This window comes from Sphingobacterium sp. UBA865 (assembly GCF_002295765.1).
In the GTDB taxonomy this organism is placed as follows: Bacteria; Bacteroidota; Bacteroidia; order Sphingobacteriales; family Sphingobacteriaceae; genus Sphingobacterium; species Sphingobacterium multivorum.
Map to the genome: position 1 here is coordinate 322,061 of NZ_DBGB01000012.1, position 24,129 is coordinate 346,189.

25 protein-coding genes are annotated in these 24,129 nt (G+C 38.8%); 14 read left to right on the forward strand and 11 right to left on the reverse strand.

Annotated elements, in window-relative coordinates:
• Positions 1-4 precede the first annotated feature (4 nt).
• Positions 5-1,477, reverse strand: a complete 1,473-nt coding sequence (proS, locus tag B2O97_RS06810; RefSeq protein ID WP_046675471.1) for a proline--tRNA ligase — start codon at positions 1,475-1,477, stop codon at positions 5-7.
• A 178-nt stretch (positions 1,478-1,655) separates the two neighbouring features.
• Between proS and B2O97_RS06815 the strand changes: the two genes are divergently transcribed.
• From B2O97_RS06815 to purH, 6 genes are all read left to right on the forward strand, one after another.
• A complete protein-coding gene (locus B2O97_RS06815) occupies positions 1,656-2,846 on the forward strand; it encodes a hypothetical protein (RefSeq protein ID WP_083296034.1) in 1,191 nt (396 codons plus the stop codon).
• 70 nt (positions 2,847-2,916) lie between these two features.
• Positions 2,917-4,509, forward strand: coding sequence for an OmpP1/FadL family transporter (locus B2O97_RS06820; protein ID WP_070567778.1), 1,593 nt, complete (start codon positions 2,917-2,919; stop codon positions 4,507-4,509).
• Positions 4,510-4,625: 116 nt separating this feature from the next.
• Positions 4,626-5,381 carry a hypothetical protein gene (locus B2O97_RS06825; RefSeq protein ID WP_070567781.1) on the forward strand — a complete coding sequence of 252 codons (756 nt, stop codon included), beginning with the start codon at positions 4,626-4,628 and terminating at the stop codon, positions 5,379-5,381.
• Between the two features lie 11 nt (positions 5,382-5,392).
• On the forward strand, positions 5,393-6,316 hold the full coding sequence (locus tag B2O97_RS06830) for a LysM peptidoglycan-binding domain-containing protein (protein ID WP_070567783.1): 924 nt from the start codon (positions 5,393-5,395) through the stop codon (positions 6,314-6,316).
• Between the two features lie 32 nt (positions 6,317-6,348).
• Positions 6,349-6,987: a uridine kinase family protein gene (locus tag B2O97_RS06835; protein WP_046675464.1), complete on the forward strand. Its 639-nt coding sequence runs from the start codon at positions 6,349-6,351 to the stop codon at positions 6,985-6,987.
• A 124-nt stretch (positions 6,988-7,111) separates the two neighbouring features.
• Positions 7,112-8,638: a bifunctional phosphoribosylaminoimidazolecarboxamide formyltransferase/IMP cyclohydrolase gene (gene purH, locus B2O97_RS06840; RefSeq protein WP_070567785.1), complete on the forward strand. Its 1,527-nt coding sequence runs from the start codon at positions 7,112-7,114 to the stop codon at positions 8,636-8,638.
• Positions 8,639-8,692: 54 nt separating this feature from the next.
• Here the strand turns inward: purH and B2O97_RS06845 are convergent, their stop codons facing one another.
• Positions 8,693-9,061, reverse strand: a complete 369-nt coding sequence (locus B2O97_RS06845) for a YkvA family protein (protein ID WP_053003880.1) — start codon at positions 9,059-9,061, stop codon at positions 8,693-8,695.
• Positions 9,062-9,387: 326 nt separating this feature from the next.
• On the opposite strand from B2O97_RS06845, the gene B2O97_RS06850 reads away from it, so the two are divergent.
• Entirely contained in the window at positions 9,388-10,098 is a 711-nt protein-coding gene (locus B2O97_RS06850) for a DUF4397 domain-containing protein (protein ID WP_070567787.1), read from the forward strand.
• Between the two features lie 86 nt (positions 10,099-10,184).
• Here the strand turns inward: B2O97_RS06850 and B2O97_RS06855 are convergent, their stop codons facing one another.
• A complete protein-coding gene (locus tag B2O97_RS06855) occupies positions 10,185-10,490 on the reverse strand; it encodes an FtsB family cell division protein (protein WP_070567789.1) in 306 nt (101 codons plus the stop codon).
• Positions 10,491-10,721: 231 nt separating this feature from the next.
• Here B2O97_RS06855 and lpxB point away from each other — a divergent pair, with 231 nt between their 5' ends.
• Positions 10,722-11,837 (forward strand): lipid-A-disaccharide synthase, encoded by a 1,116-nt coding sequence (gene lpxB / locus B2O97_RS06860; RefSeq protein ID WP_070567791.1) that lies wholly within the window; start codon positions 10,722-10,724, stop codon positions 11,835-11,837.
• A gap of 57 nt (positions 11,838-11,894) precedes the next feature.
• A complete protein-coding gene (locus tag B2O97_RS06865) occupies positions 11,895-12,530 on the forward strand; it encodes a hypothetical protein (RefSeq protein ID WP_046675459.1) in 636 nt (211 codons plus the stop codon).
• 66 nt (positions 12,531-12,596) lie between these two features.
• On the opposite strand, the gene B2O97_RS06870 is transcribed toward B2O97_RS06865, so the two are convergent.
• Genes B2O97_RS06870 through B2O97_RS06880 form a run of 3 tightly spaced genes read right to left on the reverse strand, consistent with a single transcriptional unit; the run spans position 12,597 to position 15,690 of the window.
• On the reverse strand, positions 12,597-13,676 hold the full coding sequence (locus B2O97_RS06870; protein WP_286767142.1) for a DUF3810 domain-containing protein: 1,080 nt from the start codon (positions 13,674-13,676) through the stop codon (positions 12,597-12,599).
• A gap of 19 nt (positions 13,677-13,695) precedes the next feature.
• Positions 13,696-14,754, reverse strand: coding sequence for a nucleoid-associated protein (locus B2O97_RS06875; protein ID WP_286767143.1), 1,059 nt, complete (start codon positions 14,752-14,754; stop codon positions 13,696-13,698).
• 9 nt (positions 14,755-14,763) lie between these two features.
• Complete coding sequence (locus B2O97_RS06880; RefSeq protein ID WP_286767144.1) at positions 14,764-15,690, reverse strand: histone deacetylase family protein; 927 nt, start codon at positions 15,688-15,690, stop codon at positions 14,764-14,766.
• Between the two features lie 137 nt (positions 15,691-15,827).
• Here B2O97_RS06880 and B2O97_RS06885 point away from each other — a divergent pair, with 137 nt between their 5' ends.
• From B2O97_RS06885 to B2O97_RS06895, 3 genes are read left to right on the forward strand one after another with little or no spacing between them, the layout of a single operon-like run.
• Positions 15,828-16,469 (forward strand): YceH family protein, encoded by a 642-nt coding sequence (locus B2O97_RS06885; protein WP_070567799.1) that lies wholly within the window; start codon positions 15,828-15,830, stop codon positions 16,467-16,469.
• Between the two features lie 6 nt (positions 16,470-16,475).
• Positions 16,476-17,666 carry an MFS transporter gene (locus tag B2O97_RS06890; protein WP_201638987.1) on the forward strand — a complete coding sequence of 397 codons (1,191 nt, stop codon included), beginning with the start codon at positions 16,476-16,478 and terminating at the stop codon, positions 17,664-17,666.
• A 1-nt stretch (position 17,667) separates the two neighbouring features.
• Positions 17,668-18,555 (forward strand): DUF72 domain-containing protein, encoded by an 888-nt coding sequence (locus B2O97_RS06895; RefSeq protein ID WP_286767145.1) that lies wholly within the window; start codon positions 17,668-17,670, stop codon positions 18,553-18,555.
• Positions 18,556-18,676: 121 nt separating this feature from the next.
• Here B2O97_RS06895 and eno read toward each other — a convergent pair whose 3' ends face one another.
• The 4 genes from eno to B2O97_RS06915 form a co-directional block, all read right to left on the reverse strand.
• Positions 18,677-19,972, reverse strand: a complete 1,296-nt coding sequence (gene eno / locus B2O97_RS06900; RefSeq protein WP_286767146.1) for a phosphopyruvate hydratase — start codon at positions 19,970-19,972, stop codon at positions 18,677-18,679.
• Between the two features lie 212 nt (positions 19,973-20,184).
• Positions 20,185-21,285, reverse strand: a complete 1,101-nt coding sequence (gene carA, locus B2O97_RS06905; RefSeq protein WP_112376111.1) for a glutamine-hydrolyzing carbamoyl-phosphate synthase small subunit — start codon at positions 21,283-21,285, stop codon at positions 20,185-20,187.
• A 228-nt stretch (positions 21,286-21,513) separates the two neighbouring features.
• Positions 21,514-21,825 (reverse strand): DUF2752 domain-containing protein, encoded by a 312-nt coding sequence (locus B2O97_RS06910; protein WP_286767147.1) that lies wholly within the window; start codon positions 21,823-21,825, stop codon positions 21,514-21,516.
• Positions 21,825-22,181, reverse strand: a complete 357-nt coding sequence (locus tag B2O97_RS06915) for a TM2 domain-containing protein (protein WP_046675450.1) — start codon at positions 22,179-22,181, stop codon at positions 21,825-21,827. The genes B2O97_RS06910 and B2O97_RS06915 overlap by 1 nt, the downstream gene beginning before the upstream one ends.
• A gap of 248 nt (positions 22,182-22,429) precedes the next feature.
• Here B2O97_RS06915 and B2O97_RS06920 point away from each other — a divergent pair, with 248 nt between their 5' ends.
• Together B2O97_RS06920 and B2O97_RS06925 are read left to right on the forward strand one after the other, a co-directional pair.
• A complete protein-coding gene (locus tag B2O97_RS06920) occupies positions 22,430-22,681 on the forward strand; it encodes a hypothetical protein (protein ID WP_286767148.1) in 252 nt (83 codons plus the stop codon).
• Positions 22,682-22,904: 223 nt separating this feature from the next.
• Positions 22,905-23,108, forward strand: coding sequence for a hypothetical protein (locus B2O97_RS06925; protein ID WP_286767149.1), 204 nt, complete (start codon positions 22,905-22,907; stop codon positions 23,106-23,108).
• 44 nt (positions 23,109-23,152) lie between these two features.
• On the opposite strand, the gene B2O97_RS06930 is transcribed toward B2O97_RS06925, so the two are convergent.
• On the reverse strand, positions 23,153-23,989 hold the full coding sequence (locus B2O97_RS06930) for a DNA adenine methylase (RefSeq protein ID WP_286767150.1): 837 nt from the start codon (positions 23,987-23,989) through the stop codon (positions 23,153-23,155).
• Between the last annotated feature and the right edge of the window lie 140 nt (positions 23,990-24,129).

Sequence of the window (24,129 nt, forward strand, 5' to 3'; positions counted from 1 at the left end):
ACTATTAATAGGCTTTTGCAAAGAGTACACGACGATTTGAAGGCTTCCCGGTAAAGATACAAACACCTTCCTCTTCTTTCGCATCCAAAGGAATACAACGAATTGTTGCCTTGGTTTCTTCTTTTACGCGTTTTTCTGTTTCTGTTGTTCCGTCCCAATGACAAGAGATAAAACCACCCTTACCTTCCAGCACTTCTTTAAACTCATCATACGAATTCACTTCAGTGAAATGCGATGTCCTGAAATTTAATGCTTTTTGGTATATATTTTCTTGTATAGTATCTAGCAATTGTACAATAGTACCGGCCAAGCCCTCCTGAGCAACCGTTTCCTTCGTTTGGGTATCACGTCGCGCTAATTCTACCGTACCATTTTGCATATCTCTTGCCCCGACTGCGACACGTACAGGAACACCTTTTAACTCCCATTCTGCAAATTTAAAGCCCGGACGTTGAGTGTCCCGATCGTCGTATTTTACGGATATGTCGTTCACCCGTAATTCTTTTGTCAACTGATTCACGAATTCATCGATCTGTGCTTTTTCTGCATCAGTTTTAAAAATCGGAACAATGACAACTTGAATTGGTGCCAATTTTGGTGGCAATACCAATCCTTGATCATCTGAGTGAGCCATAATCAATGCACCCATCAAACGTGTAGAAACACCCCAAGAAGTCGCCCAAACATGCTCCAATTTTCCTTCTTTAGACGTAAATTTCACGTCAAACGCCTTTGCAAAGTTTTGGCCGAGGAAATGAGAAGTTCCTGCTTGCAATGCTTTTCCATCTTGCATCAATGCTTCAATACAATAGGTATCCAAGGCACCCGCAAAACGTTCGTTTTCTGTTTTTCTACCACGTACAACAGGCACAGCCAATATCTTTTCAGCAAATTCCGCATAGACATCAAGCATACGTTCGGTTTCTTCAATAGCCTCTTCTCTGGTTGCGTGAGCTGTATGGCCCTCCTGCCACAAAAACTCCGCAGTACGCAAGAAAAGACGTGTACGCATTTCCCATCGTACGACGTTGGCCCATTGGTTGACCAAAATTGGAAGATCACGATAAGATTCAATCCAACCACGGTAGGTATTCCATATAATCGTCTCAGAAGTCGGACGTACAATTAGCTCTTCCTCCAATTTCGCCTCTTCATCCACTACGATCTTACCTGTACCATCGTTTTTTAATCTATAATGAGTTACTACCGCGCATTCGGTAGCGAAACCTTCCACATGCGCAGCTTCTTTTGAAAAAAACGATTTGGGAATGAATAAAGGGAAATAAGCGTTGCTATGACCTGTTTCTTTAAATCTTTTATCTAAGATCGCTTGCATCCGTTCCCAGATGGCGTACCCGTATGGTTTAATCACCATACAGCCTCGTACAGCTGAATTTTCAGCGAGATCAGCTTTGATCACAAGCTCATTATACCATTGCGAATAATCTTCTGCACGACTTGTTATTCCTTTACTCATATGAAATTGATAAATTATTGTAACATTCTTACGTTAAATCTCGTCTGCAATTCTAATACGAAAAGCGTTCAATAAAAAATATTTGTATTTTTGATTACTTCGATTAAACCCCGTCGAGAAATTTGCGTCTAAGATAGTAAATAAGGCTGTATAATCGAAAATAACGATTTAGGATATTATGAAAAAAAATAGATTATTTATCGGAGCACTTGCCATAACAGGAGCGTTCATGCTGGGTTCCTGCGGTACGAGTAGGCAAATCTATGGCGACGATGTCTATGGCAATAGTGGGCAAGCGAGACAAAAGGTTTACCAAAGCCCAGATTATTATTACACGGATGCAGATCAGGCCCAACCAAATGGACAGGCACAAGGTGGTTATTATGATGATGAATATTCCGATCAGGATTACAACAGTGATTCCTATGAAGATCTCGAATACGCTAATCGTATCAACCGTTTTTATTACGCAACTCCAGGGATGACCTATTTCGACCCATTTTTTGACCCATGGTATGGCTATGGCTTCGGTGGTTGGTACGGATACGGACCATCATTTGGAATGGGCTGGGGATGGAACTCTGGTTGGGGATCATCGTGGTCGATCGGCCTTGGATGGGGTTGGGGATCTAGCTGGGGCTGGGGATCTCCTTGGTATGGAGGCTATAGACCTTGGGGTGGCTGGTATGGCGGTGGCTACTGGGGATCAGGCTGGTACGGAAATGGATACTGGGGTGGTGGTTATTGGGGCAATTCGAGACCTCGTTACGCTTCAAGTAGATCTGTATACAGAGATAACTATAATACGCGAAGTTCATCATCAAGAACCCGGACTTCAGGCGGGTATGACCGTAACGGCGTTGCCCGAAATTCCGGCGGATATGATCGCACTGGCGTAGCGCGTGATTCGAGAGGAAGAATCACATCTGTAACTGGCAGATCGAGAAATACGGATGGTTCAGTTTCATCGCGTAGTTCATCATACGATAGAACAGGAGGAAGAACAAGAACTTCCGATGGCATATCAAACAGGGGTTATTCAGACGGTACGCGTTCAAGAACATCCGAGCGAGTAAACGGTTCCTACCCGAATAGTACACGCAGTACAGGTGGCTACTATAATAATGGCACGCGGTCACGCACAAGCTCTGGGGAGGTATCTCGTCCGATGAGCCGTTCCATGGAAACACGTTCTAGCAACCCAAGCTCGACGTCAAGACCAACCTATACGCCTCCAACAAGAAGCTATGATAGTGGTTCATCCCGCTCTTCTAGTGGTGGTTTCTCTGGCGGTGGTAGCTCGAGATCTTCGGGTGGAGGTTTCTCCGGAGGCGGTAGCTCAAGATCAAGTGGAGGACGTACTCGATAGTTAAAAGCATTTGAACAGTAGCATACAACATTTTGTATGCTACTGATTATTATTGACGACATTTCAGCATATGACAATCAAAAAATTACTTTTTGGAACTGCATTCGTTTTAGGTGCAGCAGGGACTACTCAAGCGCAATATACGAAAGATGTACTTTTATTTTCCCAAGGGGACAATGGTGGAACAGCTCGTTTTAAAGCCATGGGAAACGCTTCTACCGCATTAGGTGGAGATATTAGTTCGATTACGAGTAACCCCGCCGGCTTGGGCTACTTCAATCAGTCTGACGTATCGGTAACAGCCAGATACCTTAACAATAAAAATAAAACCGACTATTTTGGCCAAAATTCAAATAGCAGTAAGAATAATTTCAACTTGGATAATGCTGGAATTGTTTTTCACTTGCCAACTTATCGCAACGGAGGCAACTTAGATAAAGGCTGGTTAAATTTCAATGTCGGTATTGCTTATAATCGCAATTATGTCTATAATAATCTGCTAGAATATCGAGGAGTAAATAACACAAGTTCGATCTCTGACGCTTATTCTGACCAGCTATCGTCACCTGGCGGTATGAATGGCTGGGGCCAGGAAGTTTATAATAACTCTTTATTATTTGATAAAGAAACAGGCAATAACGGAAGATATTTCCCTATTACTGACTTTGATAATTTTAATGGAAAGGATGGCTTTGATCAGGTAAATTCTATTTTGGAAAAAGGCAGTAAATCCGAATCTGTATTATCTTTTGGTGCAAACTATAGCAACAAATTATATTTGGGGGCAGCTTTAGGATTTACAGCCTATAGTTATGACAATTCAAGTTGGTATACTGAATATGGAAGAACATTGAACGCCGAAAATTTGGCAAAACGTAATCCAGGTTCTGAATATTTAGATCCAAAAAACGTCGAAAAAAATAAAATTCTTGGCAAGGATTATGAGTTATTTGATGACTATATACAAGTAACTGATGGTACAGGTGTAGATTTCAAACTAGGGGTAATCTATAAGTTCACACCTACTTTCAGTATGGGCTTTACAGCCAAGTCGCCAACATTTATGAGTATTCGGGATGAAACTTATAGCAATTCGGAATTCCGCTATTTTAATCGGGATGAAGATAAATCTTTCAAGGAATACAGAACCAGTGATGACGCAGGACATAGTTACCTGGAATACAATATGAATACACCCTATAAATTGTCTGTAGGTGCTAGTCAAGTTTTTTCAAGAGGATTAATAACCGCAGATGTTGAATGGGTAGATTATGCCGCCATGCGTTTTAAAGATGTTGGCAACTACAGTAAAAGTTTAGAAAAGAACATGAACCAAAACATTAAAGATACTTACCAAGGTGCATTTAATGCGCGAATCGGTGGTGAAGTTTTATTTGATAATGTATTAAGTGGTCGAGCTGGTTTCAATTATAGTGGCAATCCTTATAAAGATGTAGATTATACCAACTATACGGCTTCTTTAGGTATTGGTGCGAAACTCGGTCGGGGAATGTATATTGATTTGACAGGAGCTTATAATGCCATAAAATATGAAGAAAGACCTTACCTTATAGATGAACAGTACTTTGGCAATACAAGTCCAATAGCCAATATAAAAAATCAACGAACCAATGTGGTATTGACAATTGGCTCTAAATTTTAAGAGATCCTTTTCTCAGAAAAAACGTCCAGCTTGTCTGGACGTTTTTCATTAATCACCATCCCAGCAACCATAATTTAAAAGCTTTTAGTAAATTTGCCCTCTTGGTTGAAAATTACATGGCGAATCACACAATTTCAAAAGCATTCAATTTCATTTTTACATACCCGATTTGGCGGATCGAAATCGATGCGGAGAATAAATTGATTGCGGTAGAGACAAGAAATCCAGATGATACCCTGCCCTATTTTAATGTGATTACTTTTGAAGGAACTTACGTTTTACGGGACTTCAAGGCAATTGCCAAAGAATGGGTATTAGGCGGAATCCAATGTAAAAAATTGATACTAAAGAAGATTGCGCATAATTCACCAATTGATGCAGGCATACAACTAATCAATTGTTACAATCCACAACAACAAGAAACCTGGTTCAACTATACTTTTATCAATATGGTTGACCAAGGACTACTTATTAGACCCAAAGTAATAGCAGAGGGATTACAACTATTTTTGAATCTCCAAACGATGTTGATTGAAAGCAAAAATGAGAATTCCATTAAACCTTATGCCAGTGCGCTCGTCTATCCTATCATCTACAATGGTGAAATACCCCTTTTTTTGAAGGACTTCCCAATTGATGGCGAGATCTGGATTAATAGGGTAAATGACCACTTTATTTGGGTTTTCTATGAAAAAGACAAAGATAATTGTTATCAAATCAGGTTAGTGCAATCCACAAAAGAAAAAATAACAGCAACTACTCTTGCAGTTTCCAAACTAGGACTAAAGTTCTTCAACATCTATTTTCTTATTCACGAACAAATATTCCTTTTGACAGATAATAAACGGGAGTTTGTTTCGTATTTAGTATAATTGCAAAATATATGAAAGTTTTATTCGAATTAAAGACATATAAAAAGATAGCTATTCTATCCATCGCGATATTAGCTATTCAACAAGTTGAAGCAAAAAACTCAACTTCTTTACGCGCTGATTTTATCCCTGATTCAGTAGGAACAGAAGCAATCAATGGTGAAGAATACGTGCTGTTCAAAATTGAAAAAGGAGATAATTATTACCAGTTAAGTAAAAAGTATAAAACGACGGTAGGCCAATTGACCCAAATAAACGGTAATGGAACATTAAGCCTGGGTCAAATTGTTAAGATTCCAACAGGTCGTAAAGCGAAATCAACAGTAAACAATGACCGTGGAAATATGACAGTGCAAAATCCGCGTAATCCGCAGCAGCAAGAAGGTTTCACGGAATATATCGTTGGTGAGAAAGAGACACTTTATGCCATATCTAAAAGGTTCAGTATTTCTGTTGAAGACATCAAAAAAGCAAATAACTTAAAAAATAATGTTATTGGCGGTGGAATGAAACTCATGATCCCCAATCAGCCCCTGCCTCCTGAACGACCAAAATTAGTTGAACCTAAAGGAATCGAAATTGTAAGCCCCGATTCTACTGACGGTGATGATAAAGAAGAAAATCAAATTTCAACAAACCGCTACGGAATACGTGAAAAGTCCGAACGTGGTATTGGCGTCTGGATTGATGGGCTATCATCTCAAGGTACAAGCAACCTCGCTCTTCATAAGTCAGCTCCAGTAGGTACTATTTTAAAAATTACTAACCCAATGACCAAAAGTGTGACTTATGCAAAAGTGGTTGGTAAATTTAATGATAATGCCGAAAACCAAAATGCAATTGTCGTGTTGTCAAAATCTGCCGCCGCGAGCATAGGCGCACTTGATAAACGCTTCCAGGTTGAAATTGCGTATGGATTACCTCTAGAAAATTAACAGAATAAAATAGCTTTTATAGCATAGTAAGAATGAATAACAAACCGTATGTCATAGGAATTGCCGGAAGTAGTGGTTCTGGGAAGACTTTTTTTTTAAATAGCTTTTTAAAACATTTTAACCCACATGAGGTGACCTTAATTTCCCAAGATGATTATTACATCCCTGCCAATACTAAAACTCAGGAGGAAAACAGGCTCTATAACTTCGATATTCCGACATCAATCGACAGAGATGCTTTTTATAAAGATATCAAGGCTCTCTTTAACGGTGAGACAATATATAAGGAAGAGTATACATTTAACAACCCTTCATTAACACCCAAAATATTAGAGATTAAACCGGCACCTATTTTAATTATTGAAGGTCTATTCATTTTCTATTATACAGAGATAAATAATTTAATCAATCATAAGATATTTTTAAGCGCTGATCAGGATATCGCGTTAAGACGACGCTTACACCGTGATCTGGTTGAACGGGGATACTTTGAAGATGATGTCATGTACAAATGGGTAAACCATGTTCTACCCTCCTACAACGAGTACCTACTGCCGTATCAGGACACTTGCGATCAGGTCATATTTAACAATACCGATGAACCAGAGCCAATCTGGGAAATCACCAACCAAATTTCTGAAGAGCTAAAATTAAAGCTCAATTTGGTATAAAATTAAAACAATCTAGAAAGGAGAATCTCGTAAACAGATTCTCCTTTCTATTTAAAAAGTACTTGATTTATTGATATCAAGATTTTAAATACCTATCTTTGCGCCACGAAACAAATCCATCATAATGAACCATCCTGTAAAGATTAAAAATGCATTGGTTTCAGTCTATTATAAAGACGGCCTCGCTCCTTTAGTTGAATTATTAAACAAATACGGTGTTACCTTCTATTCCACTGGTGGAACAGAAACATTTATCAAAGATTTAGGTATAGATGTTGTTCCAGTTGAAGACCTCACCAGCTACCCTTCTATTTTAGGAGGCCGTGTAAAAACATTGCATCCAAAAGTATTTGGCGGTATCTTGGCGCGCCGCCCGCTTGAGTCGGATCAACAACAGCTTGCTCAGTATGAAATACCTGAGATCGATTTGGTTATTGTGGATTTGTATCCTTTTGAAGAAACTGTTGCTTCCGGTGCATCGGAACAAGATATTATCGAGAAAATAGATATCGGTGGAATTTCATTGATACGCGCTGCCGCTAAAAACTTTAACGATGTGGTTATTATCTCTTCCAAAAATGATTACAAAGAATTGGAAGAAATACTAGCAAACCAAGAAGGTAATACGTCGTTGGAACAACGTAAAGAATTTGCTAAACGTGCATTCAATACATCCTCGCATTACGATACGGCAATCTTCAACTATTTCAATCAAGAAAATCCGCTTCAGGTTTTTAAACAATCTGAGCAAAAAGCGCAGGTGTTGCGCTATGGTGAAAACCCGCACCAAAAAGGTATTTTCTTCGGCGACTTAGATAAGATGTTTGACAAATTGAACGGTAAAGAGCTATCTTACAACAATTTGGTTGACGTTGATGCTGCCGTTGCTTTGATTGATGAGTTCACAGAGCCTACATTCGCGATCTTAAAACACACAAATGCTTGTGGAGTTGCCTCACGGTCAACAATCAAACAAGCTTGGTTAGATGCTTTAGCATGTGATCCTGTTTCAGCTTTCGGTGGAGTCTTAATAACGAATGGTCAAGTTGATGCTGCAACAGCTGAAGAGATTAATAAATTATTCTTCGAAGTGTTGATTGCACCTTCTTATTCTGAAGAAGCGATCAATATACTTACCGCAAAGAAAAACAGAATTATTTTGGTTCGTAAAGAGGTTACATTACCTGGCCAACAGTTCAAAACTTTATTGAATGGCGTCATTCTTCAAGATAAAGACAATACGATTGAAGGACCTGAACAAATGGTTACGGTAACACAAGTAGAGCCAACTGCAGAACAACTGGAGGATCTTTATTTTGCGAACAAAATTGTAAAACACACCAAGTCAAATACAATCGTATTTGCTAAAAATGGTACTTTGTTTGCTTCAGGCGTAGGGCAAACGTCTCGAGTAGATGCATTGAAACAAGCTATTGAGAAGGCAATTTCTTTCGGTTTTGACCTTAAAGGCTGTGCAATGGCATCTGATGCCTTCTTCCCTTTCCCTGATTGTGTGGAGATTGCTTCGGAAGCTGGAATAGCAACCGTGTTACAACCTGGTGGTTCAATTAAAGATCAATTATCAATTGATATGGCCAATGAAAAAGGAATTTCCATGGTGACAACAGGTGTTAGACACTTTAAGCACTAATTGAACATCAATAATAAATAAAAAAAGCTACTTTAGAAAAGTAGCTTTTTTTATTTATCTCGTTTCGACAGGAAACTTTGAACGCTTGTACTGTTCCATTTCAGCGCTGAGTTTGCGAATCGCATAACCCACAATGGCCACATCATCGATCCACCCGCCCACGAGAATAAAATCGGGAATTGCATCAATTGGCGAAACCACATAAAGTATCGTTCCAATAATAATCGATAAATTCCATTTGTCCATTTTATACTTCCCCGTAATGGTGTCCTTACACATCGCAATTAATACGTTGAAGTCGTCCATATAGCCTCCTAGATTCCTCGCTTTTGCCTCCGCCTGTACAAATTCAGATTCCGTAATTTTACGATGCCTAAACTGCTCAAACATTCCCTTCGCAATTCTTTTGATTCTATTGTTCATACTTCAAAATTAGGATTACTAGTTTAACAATCCAAATCCTCGCGCTAAACCAAACACGAACCAGAATCAGAATGCGCAGCGGACATAACCAAATCCCTCCCCTCACACCGACTAAATTTTGCCTAGAAACCCTTATTGATCCGCTGTCGGTCCAACCAACTACTCTATATATTCATTTACAACGGTCATCGGAATAAAAAACGAGGTCTGAATATGGATTTTTATTATTTTTACAAATCGCTGTAGCAAAGTGTCAGTCATCTCCGTATAATAGACAACACAAGCGCAATGTGAGTCACAAAAACAAATTTTAATATTACACGGTTATGAAAAACTATAGATTATTTAATTTTATTGCTATTGCTTTAGCGGCATTCTTTTTAACAAGCTGTCTAAAAGATAACGATGACCAGCCAATTCCTGCCGCATTGCTTACCATGGTTAATGGATACACGGATGCCAATGCAGTTATATATTTTGCAGACGGCGGCCCGCTTCAAAACCCTAATTATCCATTGGGATTCAAGAGTTATGCTCAAATTGGGCTATTTACAGGAGCACGTAGAATTGCAGTCTCCGCTGAATATAACACGAAATTAACGGATACAACTGTAACAATCAAAGATAGCACCATCTATACATCCTTTTTATTTGGAACTAAAGCCAAACCCGTACAGGTGATCACAACAGATCGAATCAATAAAGACATCAAAAATACAGAGTCTGGTTTACGCTTCTTTAATCTTGCTGAAGGTACAGATTTAGTTACCCTGAAAATAGGCGATCAGGCTTCCCCCTCAGAATGGACCAATAGAGCACAAGAAACACAAAATTCAGCAAGTGCCCATCAGGGATTTATTGCTCAAAAGAGTGGCACATTCACTGTCACCGCTCGTGATAAAGCCGGAAAAACTATCGCAACACGTAGCGACATTAAATTGGTTGAAGGTTATTATTATTCATTAATACTCATAGGCAAGGCTAATGATGAAAAGAAACCTTTATATATTGGTCTAGTAGCCCAAGCCGCAAATTAAAATACCCATATCTATATACTATATAACAACGGCCGTCATGTAAACATGATGGCCGTTGTTTCTCATTTTATATCATATCGTAGATCTTAATGATTCTCTTTAGGTGCTACTTTAGTAATCACATAAATATCTTCATTATCTTTTTTCATCTTATACTTCTCACGTGCAATACGTTGTACTTCCTGCGGATTTGATCGAATATCGTTTATTGTTTTAATGATAGCCGCATTTTCCTTAAGGTAGAAGGAGCGTTCACTTTCCAAATTCGCTTTCTGCTTTTGATAACTATACTGCGTGGCAAAGTCATTTCGATCAAAAAACAACATCCACACGAGAAAAGCCAAAGCGGCTAACAAATACTTATTTCTTATTAAGGACCACAATCGTTGCATAAGACAAAATTACTATTTACCTTTTATACTTCGGATATTTTCTTCAAAACTTGAACATCTTTAATTAAAGATATGGAATAATATGCTCGAATTCATCATATACCTAGAATAATCTTATCTTTAACAGTTCAAAAACGATCATTTGAATGAAATATCCATGGTTAAGACTAAACGCAGTTTTAACGAAAAAAAGATATCTCATAAGATCATAAAGAATAAAATCATTGACATATGAAATACTATCTTATTGCAGGTGAAACTTCAGGAGACTTACATGGTGCCAATCTTATTAAAGCATTAAAAATTGAAGACCCCGATGCGACTTTCCAAATCGTAGGGGGCAATCTCATGCAAGCAGAGGCGGGAAAAAAAGCGCTGATACATACTTCAGAAATGGCCTTTATGGGCTTTATAGAGGTTTTAAAAAATCTGCCCAAGATATCTAGGAATCTCAAACTTGTTAAAAATGATCTATTGAAAGAAAAACCGGATACCGTCATTCTTATAGATTTCCCTGGCTTCAATTTGAAAATTGCTGATTTTGCAAAAAAAAATGGCATCAAAACATGTTATTATATTTCCCCTAAAGTGTGGGCCTGGAATCAAGGCCGCGTAAAGAAAATCAAACGGATTGTCGGCCATATGTTTTGTATTCTGCCTTTTGAGGTAGATTTTTATAAAAAGTGGCGCATGCCCGTTGATTACGTTGGAAACCCGCTGTTGGATGCGATTTCAGCCTATCAATTCAACCCAAAGTTCAGGGAGCAGCATGGATTTTCAGAAAAACCCTTGATCGCCCTTTTACCCGGAAGCCGCGAAATGGAAATTGCCAACCTCCTTCCCATCATGGCCGAACTTCCATTTTTCTTTCCTGGACATCAATTTGTCATTGCCGGTGCGCCTAATTTTGATGAAGCCTACTACAAGCAATTTTTTAAAGGTATTGATATTCCCGTAATCTTCAATCAAACCTACGACATTCTCCATAACGCAGAAGCCGCAGTCGTAACGAGTGGAACGGCTACACTCGAAACAGGTATCTTGAAAGTACCTCAGGTTGTCGTTTATAAAGCTAACCCAATATCGGTATGGATTGCCAAATTAGTCATCAAGGTTAAATTTATCTCACTAGTCAATCTAATTAACAATTTCTTATCAGTACGGGAATTGATTCAAGACGAATGCACGGCATACGATATCTCCTATGAAGTAGGTGAACTTATCAATAACAAAGCTCACCGTGCAAGTGTGATGGAAAACTATGATATTTTAGCCGAAAAGCTAGGTTCTCCTGGCGCATCAGAGAAAACTGCCAAATTAATTGTAAAATATCTCGCTAAATTTTAAACTCTTTTACCTTTTATTTGTCAAACTACTAGTTAGTTACAATTAATTAAAAGTTTTATGAAATTTAAATTTATTCTAGGCTTTTTTCTTTGCTTTGCAATGACCTTCACTGGGAAAGCACAAGAAACACAACATATTTCTAAACTGGAAATTGGCAAAAAAGCGAAAAAAAATATCGATAATAGAGACTCTACTGTTGTCATGCACATCGATACCTTAATCATGAAAGACAATTCTACCCTTTCGTTCTATGGTAAGAAAAATGTCAAGCTAACAATTGGTTATGCTGAAATTGGAAATAAAGCAACCATCTATGGAACAGATGGAAAGAATAATGGTGCAAATTTTGACATCAATGCTAATTTTCAAAAATTAGGTTCTCTTTATATCATTGCAAAGGGAGATGACGCTTTTAATGGCACCAAAACTTTTCCGAATGGTAACGGAGGAAAAATTAAAGTCAATTTAACAACTGGTAGCCTTAAACCTCAGACAACAAATAAAAAAGCGCCTAATTATATTTATGGAGATGTTGCAGCAGGTGGGCGGGCTGTCAATGCAAACACGGACTTGAGAAACATCTATGATCGGATTAAAACCGCTCCCACCGGATTGAGAGGCTTGCCTCAAGGGCAAATTTATTCGGGCAGTGCCGGAACTGAAGGTACATTTGAACTAATTTCAACACAATAACAAAATTCCTTAATCCATAAAAAAGGCGTATTATTCTCTAATACGCCTTTTTTAATGGGCTCATTATTATCTACAGCCTCTTCTTTTAAGCTCATAGGCCAACACCAACCGTGTCATCCGATCGTATCGTGCTATGCCTTCCTGTTGATTGTTGTGCTTGAGGTATTGATTATAAAATATTCCCATCACATCGTCAACCCAACCCGTATACTGACTCCAGAAATACCTTTCTTTTTCCATATCGTTCAATACTTTCACACTTAATCTTCTCTTATAATCTTTTCCTAAATCAGGATACATGTGCTGAAGTTCACGTAGCATATAAAGCGTCGTCTGTAGATAAGCTGAGTATCGATAAAAAGCTTGGGGATGTTGCTCTAAGCGCACAAAAGCAATAAAATTTGCCTCATCTTCAAAACCAATCCCTTGCTGGTGTGCAAGTTCGTGTACCGTTGTAAAGGGGATAAAGGTTACAGGCATTACAGTATTAACCTGTGATTCGTGTGTAAATGGATTAAAATAGCCTGAAACCCCAAAAAGAGAAACTATTTTACTATTTAGCGGAGATTTTGCTCCGATGTGCCCGCTTGACAGGAAATCTCCGAAAGTCGTATCCTGTCCTACCCAATTATTCAAGTCCTCTTGAATTGAATCTTTATGCTCTTCCCACTGCGATGGATCCACAGTTTCCCGTAAACTATTTGTACTATCCAGAAATCTATTCAATACGACAAGATAGTCGGCCAGCTTTAAGCTATCAACTTGCAATTGTACATTTGTACTAATTGGTTTACGGTAATAATTCAAACCCCATGAGAGGTAAAAGAAAAAATAGAGCCCTAATATCAGATTGATGATAAACAAAAGCGAGCGAAAAGACGCCTTCCATCTTCCCCTCCATAAATTTCCGATCAGTTTAACCGCTAAATAGAACACAAATATAACCACTGTGACATAGAATAGATCGCCTAAGCTAAAAGGAATATTGCCAAAAATAATTCTTGGCACATAACTATAAAAGCGGTAAAAACCTCGCGCATAGAATACTTCAATCCACTGGCTATTTCTCTCGATCAAAGAAGTAAGAAAAATCCCAATTAGAAGTAATACAGCGGTGAAACCAACTATTCTATCGCGCTTTTCCATTCAATAGAATATAAAATGATTAACTTTCGTTCTCAAAATAAACCTTATAGTAATTCATGCCCTTATCCTCATCATAACCTTTCTCAAGATACTCACGCTTACCATGAACATAGATATGGAAATTCTTATCGAGCTTTAACACAGATTTGTAGGAAGATTCCATCTTCTTCACGGCTTTATCTGCAATTTCAAAACTAGCCTGAAATGGAGAGTCAAATTCATCTTCAAAACCAGCTTTAAAATCCTGGAATAACGCTATCGCCTGTGGATTACCCAATACCTGTTCTTCAAATTCCTCTTGAACAAAAGTTTCCTTTTCCTTAAAGTAATTCATTGATTTGTTCATCAAATCAATCTTATCCGCTTTTTCCAATTCAAACGTCTCGTCTAATTTTTCCTGAACAAAGTTTTTATACACTTTTAGATAATTACCTGTCTGATTGAAATTGTCATTCCGGACGCGCAGTTGTAAAAATTCATCCTTCCAATACACCGCCTCCTGTTGACGATTTGTCTGATCGAGAACCAGCACCTTATAACCTTCTTCTTCTTCTACATTGATAATAATACAGCCTTTGTCCAGTTTATTGATATTGATCGCCTCCTGCTCATATCCCAGCATAAAAGCTCCTTGTTCCGGATACACTTTCAGATAGGTCTCCTTATTTTCGGATTTGAATATACCAATGGCATCATGTTCCTCTCCTTCTATCTGAACATTCTTTAAGGCAACAATATACACCTCGCCCCCCTTTATTTTTGGATGGGTAGATACTTCATAAAGGTGTTTTGAAATCTGTTGTGAGAAATCGTGAAATGGAAGCTGCTCTCTAAAATATTGTCTTACAAAATAAAAAACTTCATTGAGCTCCAACTCTTCATTAGGATGATATAGGCGGTATACCTCATTCACCTTCGCAAAAGGACTCATAAAATACTGCATCAACAATCCAGGTAACACTTCATCTCCTTCAAGAGAAACAGGTGCATCTGACAAAATATAAAATTCATCTTGTGCCTTATTGCCCACACGATGAACAGACAATGCTTCGAACGTCGCATCTTGGTGAAAAAACATATTCTTATCTTATAAATTATATAAATCTATTGCTATTTTAAAAGTCTGACAATGTGCATTGACAATATCTTTAATTTCGGGAGAATACCCTCCCCCCATACTCACCTGAACCGGAATATTGTATCCATGGCACATCTGAAAGACCAATTCATCCCGTCGGCTGCAGGTCTCGGGACTTAAACCTAATTTCCCCAGTTTATCTGTTTTCAATATATCCACACCGGCCTGGTAAAAAACAAAATCTGGTTCAATCCGCCTAAACAAATCGGATAAACTATCTTCCAATAATACCAGATATTCCTGATCCCGAATGTTATCTGCTAAGCCAATATCCAGATAAGAACGCTGTTTTACAAATGGATAATTTTTCTCGCCATGCATAGAAAAAGTAAATACCTGTTTATGCCCCTCAAAAATATGGGCAGTACCATTTCCTTGATGCACATCAAGGTCTATGATGAGGATGCGGCTAGCGTATCTGTGCTTCAGCAAATAGCCCGCTGCAGTAGCTTGATCATTCATCAAACAGAAGCCTTCGCCAAAATCATAACCTGCATGATGCGTCCCCCCGGCGATGCTAAAAGCAACACCATACTCAAGGGCATATTTAGCACTTTGAATTGCTCCCTCCAAAATATAACGTTCCCGATCAACAAGACTTTGGCTCAACGGAAAACCTATTCTTCGGATCATTTTAGTATCTAGGGTCAAATCAAATAGCTGTTTGACATAGACTGGATCATGCACCAGGCAACATGATTCAAAGCTCGCAAGTTCAGGACTGAAAAAATTAGACTCGTCCGCCATCCCCTCATGTTTTAACTGTAAAGGAATCAACTCGTATTTCAGCATCGGAAAACGATGCCCCTCTTTGACAGGGTGAACAAATTCTGAACGAAAAGCTATCTTAAGCACCTTAAATCTAATATTACTCATGCGAAGATAAGAAAAAGATCTTTTGGAGTTATAGGAGAAAAAGGGCATCTTTGAGAAGGAACAATCCGGCAAGCCAATGTTATGTTGCCATAACAGCATACTTGTATTCAATCATAAATTTATATTCTTCAAGATAAATGGAAACAACTCATTTGCCCCAATTGTCTGCCATGGAACAACGTGTGCTAGGCTCACTAATCGAAAAATCAAAAGTAACCCCAGAATATTATCCGATGACGATCAACAGCTTACAAGCTGCTTGCAACCAAAAAACTTCCCGCAAACCGGTTGTACAATATACAGAAGAAGATATTATCGCTACATTGGATATATTAAAGAAAAAGGGCTTAATCTCGACAGTTGTTGGCGGAGGATCTCGCGTAACAAAGTATAAACACAATTTTGCCATACAATTTCCACTGGTTCCTTCCGAATTAACCATTGTTTGCTTATTACTACTCAGAGGACCAATGACCGCCGGGGAAATTAATTCAAACTCTGGAAGACTTTATGAATTTGAATCATTGGGCGAAATCAATGAACAATTGGAAAAATTGGCACAAGAAGGCTACTTGAAGTCCCTGCCTAAACAAATAGGGCATAAAGAAGTCCGCTATATTCATTTATTAGGAGATATCAACCTGGAAGCGTATGAAAATAGCGTTCCTGCAGGCAGCTCCTCGAACGACCAGACCTTACTCGAACGAATTGGACAATTGGAACAGGAAGTTGCAGCATTGAAACAGAAATTTCAGGATCTCTGGGATGAATTACATTAGTCGCTCATGTCGCAAACAATAGATTCCGAAAACGAAATATCCAAAGCAACCTTGTGGCTGATGACCATCGCCACAGGCTTGGTTGTCGCCAATAATTATTACAATCAACCACTATTGGACCTGATTGCCAAAGACCTACATATTGACGAGGCCATGGTCAGTAATTCGGCCATGTTAACGCAGATCGGATATGCCTTTGGCCTGTTACTGATCGTCCCCTTAGGGGATATGTTTAAGCGAAAAAAAATGATCTTGATCGATTTCTTTTTCATTATTTTTTCTTTAGTCGGTATGGCCATGTCCACTTCTATCCTATCGATCCTGCTATTCAGCTTTCTGATAGGTTTCACCTCCGTTATTCCGCAGGTTTTTGTGCCCATGGCCGCTGAGCTTGCGAGCAAAGAAAAGCAGGCTTCAGCGATCGGAATGGTCATGTCGGGCCTGCTGATCGGTATATTACTATCTAGAGTTGTAAGCGGGTTTGTCGGCTCCTATTTCGGATGGCGCGAAATGTACTGGATAGCCTCAGCAATTATGGTCATTACAGCCATCGCCATAGCAATCAAGCTACCAGAGGTGCTGCCTAATTTTAAAGGTTCTTACCAGGAATTGATGCGATCAGTCTGGAACTTTGCCAGAAAACAACCTGTATTACAGTTGGCTGCATTTCGTGGAGCTATGGGATTTGGGGCTTTTTCCGCATTTTTTACAACGCTTGTTTTCCATCTTTCGGCCCCACCTTTTTTTGATGGCCCCGCAACTGCAGGAGCCTTTGGTCTCGTAGGTGCCTGTGGTGCGCTTGCCGCTGCTTTTGTCAATAAACTAACCATTTATATAGGCAAAGCAAAAATCATCTTATATGCGATCTTATTGATGTTATTCAGCTGGTTATTATTTACCCTCTTTGGCTATACCTATTGGGGTCTCATTCTTGGTGTTATTCTCATTGATCTTGGTCTACAGTCGATGCACATCCTAAATCAAAGCGATTTCTATGCGCTGAACCTCGGGGCCAACAACCGACTAAACACCGTATACATGGTCAGTTATTTTATTGGCGGATCAACAGGCACTTTTTTTGCTGCACAAGCATGGCAACACTTCCAATGGCCCGGTGTTATTGTCGTAGGCACATGTTATACGGTATTGGCACTGTTGGCTCATCTATTATTTGATTATAAATTAAGAAAAAACTAATATGAAATTCGGCCAAGTTGAACATCCGGAGGAAATCGATTTTACCCTTCCTCCTACTCCACCGGAAACCTTAACCCTATTACAGCATTTCAAAAACGGTCAACCTTTTGAGGTATTTGTAGGCTGTGCAAAATGGAATAAACAAGATTTAAAAGGCTTTTACCCCAGAGGTACAAAAGACGAACTTGCTTATTACTCCACGCAATTTAACAGCATTGAACTCAATGCCACATTCTACAATTCGCCCGGCATAGACCAGGTAGAAACCTGGAAAAAGAAAACACCTTCCAACTTCAAGTTCTTCCCAAAAATCCCACAATCCATCAGCCATTTTAGCAGATTATTAAATACGGGTGATAAAGTGAAGTTGTTTACGGATTCCATTGTTCATTTCGATGAGAAACTGGGAATGGCCTTTTTACAGATGCACGACAATTATAGTCCAAAGGATATGGCCCGTCTAAAACTATTTCTTCATGACTGGCCAAAAGAAGTCCCTCTAGCCTTAGAGGTACGAAATAAAGATTGGTTTTCCAAACCCGAAGTAACAAAAGAACTCTATGCGCTGCTGGAGGAAACCAACGTGACCAACGTACTGGTCGATACCGCAGGCCGTAGGGACATGCTCCATATGCGCTTAACCACACCGACTGCTTTTATACGGTATGTAGGTGCCAACCACGCGTCAGATTACGATCGCCTAGATCAATGGATCGATGTGCTGAAACTATGGCGCGAAAACGGGTTGCAAAAACTGTATTTCTTTATCCACCAGAATATTGAGATAGAATCGCCATTACTGGCAACACATTTTATCAAAAAACTGAATACAACATTCGACTTGGATCTAACCTATCCCAACAAAAACACAGGAAATACATTATTCTAAGACAGGATATCAGTTCCGGTGCTAAAGCCAACTATAGAAAAAATCATTCAGCATATTTTGCCCACAAAAAAAGCCGAAGTAGAAAATACTTCGGCTTTTTATATAAAAAATAAGCTTTCGCTTATTTTTTAGCGTATTTAAAGTTTTTACCGATGAAACGTGCATTACCACCCAATTCCTCCTCAATACGTAACAATTGGTTGTATTTAGCCATACGATCAGAACGTGAAGCAGAACCAGTTTTAATCTGACCGCAGTTCAGTGCTACAGCTAAGTCAGCGATAGTCGCATCTTCAGTCTCGCCCGAACGGTGTGACATCACAGAAGTGTAACCAGAATTTTGAGCTAAAGTAACCGCATTGATTGTTTCAGTCAATGAACCAATTTGGTTTACTTTCACTAAAATTGAGTTTGCTGTATGAGTATCGATTCCTTGTTGAAGACGTTTTGTATTGGTAACAAAAAGATCATCACCTACTAATTGAACATGGTCACCGATTTTGTCAGTCAATGTTTTCCAACCAGCCCAATCATCTTCAGCCATACCATCTTCTATAGAAATAATAGGGTATTTAGCTGTTAATTCAGCCAAATAGCTTGCTTGCTCTTCGCTAGAACGCACAGCTCCTTTATCACCTTCAAATTTAGTATAATCGTATTTACCATCTTTGTAGAACTCAGAAGAAGCACAATCCAACGCTAAACAAACATCTTGACCAGGTTTGTAACCGGCAATTTCAATCGCTTTCAAAACTGTTTCGATAGCATCCTCAGTACCTTCAAAAGTTGGCGCGAAACCACCTTCATCACCTACTGCAGTTGAAAGACCTCTGTCATGTAAGATTTTTTTCAACGTATGGAAAACCTCAGTACCCCAACGCAAAGCCTCAGAGAATGAAGGCGCACCCACAGGCATGATCATAAATTCCTGAAATGCGATAGGTGCATCAGAGTGTGAACCACCATTGATGATATTCATCATAGGAATAGGTAACGTGTTCGCATTTACACCACCGATATAACGGTATAATGGTTGACGTGACTCTTGTGCAGCAGCTTTCGCTACAGCTAAAGAAACTCCTAAAATAGCATTTGCGCCTAAGTTTCCTTTATTTTCGCTACCGTCTAAATCAATCATGATTTTATCGATGGCATTTTGCTCGAAAACATCTACACCTTCTAGCGCTTTTGCAATTTTAATGTTTACATTCTCAACAGCTTTCAAAACACCTTTTCCTAGATATTTTGACTTGTCACCATCACGTAATTCTACTGCTTCGTGAATACCAGTTGAAGCACCTGAAGGAACAGCTGCACGACCAACAAAACCATTTTGTGTAGTAACATCTACCTCAATTGTAGGGTTACCGCGCGAATCCAAAATTTGACGCGCATGAACATCGATAATTAAACTCATCTCTTTATTAGACTATAATTTATTTTCATTACTTAGTGTAGATAAGACACACTCTTATCTACAGACATTTTTCACAATCAAATATAATAAAAAATGTATTTATTCCCCTATTTATTATGAAATAAAATATGCTCCATCGGCATAACTGTTCAACTAAAAACAATAAAAAACCCTTCAAAATCTGAAGGGTTTTTTATAGAATATTGTGCAATTTAGTTTTTGATCATTGCTACAAAATCATCAAACAAGTAGCGCGAGTCATGTGGACCCGGTGATGATTCTGGATGATATTGCACCGAAAATGCTTTCTGTCCTTTGATACGGATACCTTCAATAGACTGATCGTTCAAATTGACGTGTGTAATTTCGACGTTCTCAGAATTTTGGATATCTTCAGCCACAACTCCAAAACCGTGGTTCTGCGACGTAATTTCACAACGGTTGGCGATAATGTTCTTCACGGGGTGGTTGATACCACGGTGTCCATTATGCAACTTGCTTGTGCGGATGCCATTTGCCAATGCTAAAATCTGGTGACCTAAGCAAATACCAAACATCGGTTTATTTGCGTTTAAAATAGCTTTTACAGTCTCGATAGCATAATCCATCGGTGCTGGATCCCCAGGACCATTGGAAATGAAATAACCATCCGGATTCCACTGCTCCATTTCTTCAAATGTTGTCTTCGCAGGAAAAACCTTTGTATATACATCACGAGCCTCAAAATTGCGCAAGATATTTTTCTTGATTCCCAAATCCAAAACTGCAACACGCAACGAAGCATTTTCATTACCGAAGAAATAAGGCTCAGCTGTCGTTACTTTCGAAGACAATTCAAGACCATCCATTGAAGGAACCTCCGCCAATTGACGTTTTAATTCTTCAACATCCAATGTTTCTGAAGAAATAATCGCATTCATCGCCCCCTTATCACGAATATGGCGCACTAATGAACGGGTATCCACATCAGAAATACCAACTAAATTTCCTTCCTCAAAGTAGCTTTGGATCGATTCATCAGCCATTTTGCGGCTGTAGTTGATGTTATAGTTTTTACAAACTAATCCAGCAATCTGAATTTGATTTGATTCGGTATCATCCGCATCAATACCATAGTTACCAATATGCGCATTGGTCGTTACCATGATTTGTCCAAAATAAGATGGATCTGTAAAAATCTCTTGATAACCAGTTGTTCCTGTATTAAAACAGATCTCCCCAGTAGTCGTACCAATTTTACCAGCGGCTTTACCGTGATAAACTGTACCATCTTCTAAAACTAAAATTGCAGGCAATTTGCTGTAGTTGGTCATTATCGATGTAATATTATAAAAATGTGTATCCTTACTTTTATGAATTTTAAAGCCTTCTTGACTGGATATAAAAAAAGCCCTCAAATGGGCTAAATATCAATTAACAATGCATCATTACGATTGACAAACCGTTTCCTAAGGCACCTACCAGTAAAGACTCTACTTTAATTTTCACGGGAGACAAAGTTACGACATATCACTTATAAAGTGAAAACATTTTTTATTTTTTTATCCTTCCATTGATTGGACTTCCCGAAACCGAATAAAGTCCCTCAAAATCAGCACAGTTAATAATGGGACAAGCATATAAATCAGCGGGTTTTCTAACCAAGCTTCTTGCCATTCCATCCGCAGCAAGGCGATAAAGGCTCTTGTTAACCCACAACCGGGACAATCAGAACCACTGATACTCTCCCAAAGACAGGGAATAAGGATATGGATATCTGTAAAAAGATACAAGCCAATGGCAATCCCGAAATACCCTAGCACCAACGAATATATCCAATGACATTTAAGGTATTTCAGGACGAGCAAAATCATTAATTATTGTTAATTGGACTCTTGATATAATTACCGTTGGCATCTTTATATTTTCCGACAATAATCATAATCAAATCGATTAGATACCAGATACCACATCCCCCCAAGGTAAGCAGCTGAATAACAGCAGTACCAATTTGCCCCAAGTAGAATCGATGCGCTCCAAAAGGGCCGAGAAAAAAACAAAATAACAGTGCTGGTAACCACCTGTCATCCTGAAAGGTGTTGTTTTGCTGTTGAAAAGGTTGGTTAGCATAAAAAATAGGCTGTCTCACACCACAAAATGGGCACACCTCCGCCTTGATATTGATTAACTTACCGCACTCTACACAATACTTTTCGTCTTCTGTTTTCATTTAGATTTAGTTTGGCGATGGAACTGAAAAACAGTCGTCCATCAGGGATTAAATAATAGGTTGAAATTAATAAAAAAACTTAAAAAACATACATTTTTTGGAGCACAATGCTGTGCGCTAGTTCATCTTCCCGTTAAAATGACCTATTACTATAGAACTATAAACGCAAAAACGAAATGTACTAATTTTTAAAACGAAATGTGATCAAAAATATTAATTCGATATATTTGAATCAAAACAAATCTGCAATGAGCGACGTTAAAATAATCCCCGATAGGCATGAAGTTGAAAGTTTGGTCAAAAGTACCCAATTAATGCTTAGACCATATTACGATCGCCTAGCTGAATTGGCTGCGCGCAAGTCTCCAAAGTATCTTTACAGCCCTAAAGACAACGAATTAACGTTGATTAAAGAAGCCGATACAGAAGAGGAAATCATCATAAAGAGTCTTATTGATACTGTCATCAGTGATCTAAATAATAAAATTAACCCCAAGTAATTCTCCAATGGGGCAGAGTCGCGGTTGATAGCACCGGATAAATATCTGTGAGTGCCGCGGTTGCCCGCCAAAACATCAAAGGCCGAAAAGATACGAGACAGAGAAGCCCTGTATAAAACTCTTGGAGTGCGGAACTATCAAAAAAAGGTCGATTTATCGACCTTTTTTAATTCCTTACGGTATCCCGTAATTAAGATAAATATTTTGATATTACCTTAGCCCTATGATAAAAATAGTATTACCCAGCAGTGACGTTATTGCGGCAATAAACGAAGCTAAAGAAGACCATATGTTTGTTTCTGGATTCTTTGAAAAATATGAAGTCAAGTTGAATAGGATGAGCATTGAGATTGAACCGCGGGAGGGGTTTCAGTACGATCCTACAGATATCTTTCACCTTGGATGGGCACTTAGGGAATACATGTAATTTAATGGCCGTTTAAATTAGATTTAAACGGCCATTAAAACCTATTAAATATCAAATAATGTCAGGCGCTGCATTGGATTACTAAGATCGTAATTTGCTGTCATTACCTCAATCTTTCGTTTGCCTGATCCACCGGTTCCATTAGCGACACTAACCGTCTGCTCTATCTTTTTTGTAAACCAGCCGTTTGACCCCGTGTAATCTGAGAGTATATCGCTAGGATAGCTACTGATAAGGAATTTACCCTTGCACTGCGATAACGTACTGAGAAGAGCCTCAAAATCTTCAATTGTATAGCCATCATAGTGGCCGCAATCCGAATTGAAATAAGGCGGATCACAGTAATGAAAAGCCCCCTCGTAATCCCGTGACCTGATCACCCTTAGTGCATCAGTGTTTTCAATCTGAACGTTCTGGAGCCTAATAGCATATTCTTCAGTAAATGATTCCCGTCTATTTGCTATCTTTTTAGAGGTTGTCCCCTTTATGACATCGTATCCCCAGGTACCATCCAGCATTGCGGAAAATGATTGGCTTGACAATACCCACACCGCCCATGCCCGCTGTATCCTGGTGAACAGATGGGGATTATTGTACATCACCGTTGCATCAGAATGAAGGGATCTTGAGTGAAGGCTTATACGTACCATTTTTTCAAGTTCGATAAACTCATTTTTGCATACCTCATAAAAATTGATCAACTCCCTATTGTAATCGTTGATCACTTCAACTTCACTTGGACGCTTTGCCCAGAAGATGGCGCCTCCACCGACAAAGGGCTCGATATAGGTCTGATGTTTTGGAAATAAGGGAATTATGGTAGATACGAGGTTTTGCTTGCCTCCGTAGTAACTAATAGGTGTTTTTAAATTTTTGTTCATAGTCTTTTATTATTATATTTGCTACATCTCACTACATAGAATGCACAAATTACCAGCAAGAGCTTTTACGCCTCCAGCATGGTGCTTTGTGCATTTTCTTTTGATGTAGTGAGATATATTTAAAAGACTGGAGGCTTTTT

What these genes read in the sequence shown, in the direction of transcription:
- proS (WP_046675471.1), bottom strand. Translation starts at nt 1,477, where the DNA reads ATGAGTAAAGGAATAACAAGTCGTGCAGAAGATTATTCGCAATGGTAT.
- B2O97_RS06815 (WP_083296034.1), top strand. Translation starts at nt 1,656, where the DNA reads ATGAAAAAAAATAGATTATTTATCGGAGCACTTGCCATAACAGGAGCG.
- B2O97_RS06820 (WP_070567778.1), top strand. Translation starts at nt 2,917, where the DNA reads ATGACAATCAAAAAATTACTTTTTGGAACTGCATTCGTTTTAGGTGCA.
- B2O97_RS06825 (WP_070567781.1), top strand. Translation starts at nt 4,626, where the DNA reads ATGGCGAATCACACAATTTCAAAAGCATTCAATTTCATTTTTACATAC.
- B2O97_RS06830 (WP_070567783.1), top strand. Translation starts at nt 5,393, where the DNA reads ATGAAAGTTTTATTCGAATTAAAGACATATAAAAAGATAGCTATTCTA.
- B2O97_RS06835 (WP_046675464.1), top strand. Translation starts at nt 6,349, where the DNA reads ATGAATAACAAACCGTATGTCATAGGAATTGCCGGAAGTAGTGGTTCT.
- purH (WP_070567785.1), top strand. Translation starts at nt 7,112, where the DNA reads ATGAACCATCCTGTAAAGATTAAAAATGCATTGGTTTCAGTCTATTAT.
- B2O97_RS06845 (WP_053003880.1), bottom strand. Translation starts at nt 9,061, where the DNA reads ATGAACAATAGAATCAAAAGAATTGCGAAGGGAATGTTTGAGCAGTTT.
- B2O97_RS06850 (WP_070567787.1), top strand. Translation starts at nt 9,388, where the DNA reads ATGAAAAACTATAGATTATTTAATTTTATTGCTATTGCTTTAGCGGCA.
- B2O97_RS06855 (WP_070567789.1), bottom strand. Translation starts at nt 10,490, where the DNA reads ATGCAACGATTGTGGTCCTTAATAAGAAATAAGTATTTGTTAGCCGCT.
- lpxB (WP_070567791.1), top strand. Translation starts at nt 10,722, where the DNA reads ATGAAATACTATCTTATTGCAGGTGAAACTTCAGGAGACTTACATGGT.
- B2O97_RS06865 (WP_046675459.1), top strand. Translation starts at nt 11,895, where the DNA reads ATGAAATTTAAATTTATTCTAGGCTTTTTTCTTTGCTTTGCAATGACC.
- B2O97_RS06870 (WP_286767142.1), bottom strand. Translation starts at nt 13,676, where the DNA reads ATGGAAAAGCGCGATAGAATAGTTGGTTTCACCGCTGTATTACTTCTA.
- B2O97_RS06875 (WP_286767143.1), bottom strand. Translation starts at nt 14,754, where the DNA reads ATGTTTTTTCACCAAGATGCGACGTTCGAAGCATTGTCTGTTCATCGT.
- B2O97_RS06880 (WP_286767144.1), bottom strand. Translation starts at nt 15,690, where the DNA reads ATGAGTAATATTAGATTTAAGGTGCTTAAGATAGCTTTTCGTTCAGAA.
- B2O97_RS06885 (WP_070567799.1), top strand. Translation starts at nt 15,828, where the DNA reads ATGGAAACAACTCATTTGCCCCAATTGTCTGCCATGGAACAACGTGTG.
- B2O97_RS06890 (WP_201638987.1), top strand. Translation starts at nt 16,476, where the DNA reads ATGTCGCAAACAATAGATTCCGAAAACGAAATATCCAAAGCAACCTTG.
- B2O97_RS06895 (WP_286767145.1), top strand. Translation starts at nt 17,668, where the DNA reads ATGAAATTCGGCCAAGTTGAACATCCGGAGGAAATCGATTTTACCCTT.
- eno (WP_286767146.1), bottom strand. Translation starts at nt 19,972, where the DNA reads ATGAGTTTAATTATCGATGTTCATGCGCGTCAAATTTTGGATTCGCGC.
- carA (WP_112376111.1), bottom strand. Translation starts at nt 21,285, where the DNA reads ATGACCAACTACAGCAAATTGCCTGCAATTTTAGTTTTAGAAGATGGT.
- B2O97_RS06910 (WP_286767147.1), bottom strand. Translation starts at nt 21,825, where the DNA reads ATGATTTTGCTCGTCCTGAAATACCTTAAATGTCATTGGATATATTCG.
- B2O97_RS06915 (WP_046675450.1), bottom strand. Translation starts at nt 22,181, where the DNA reads ATGAAAACAGAAGACGAAAAGTATTGTGTAGAGTGCGGTAAGTTAATC.
- B2O97_RS06920 (WP_286767148.1), top strand. Translation starts at nt 22,430, where the DNA reads ATGAGCGACGTTAAAATAATCCCCGATAGGCATGAAGTTGAAAGTTTG.
- B2O97_RS06925 (WP_286767149.1), top strand. Translation starts at nt 22,905, where the DNA reads ATGATAAAAATAGTATTACCCAGCAGTGACGTTATTGCGGCAATAAAC.
- B2O97_RS06930 (WP_286767150.1), bottom strand. Translation starts at nt 23,989, where the DNA reads ATGAACAAAAATTTAAAAACACCTATTAGTTACTACGGAGGCAAGCAA.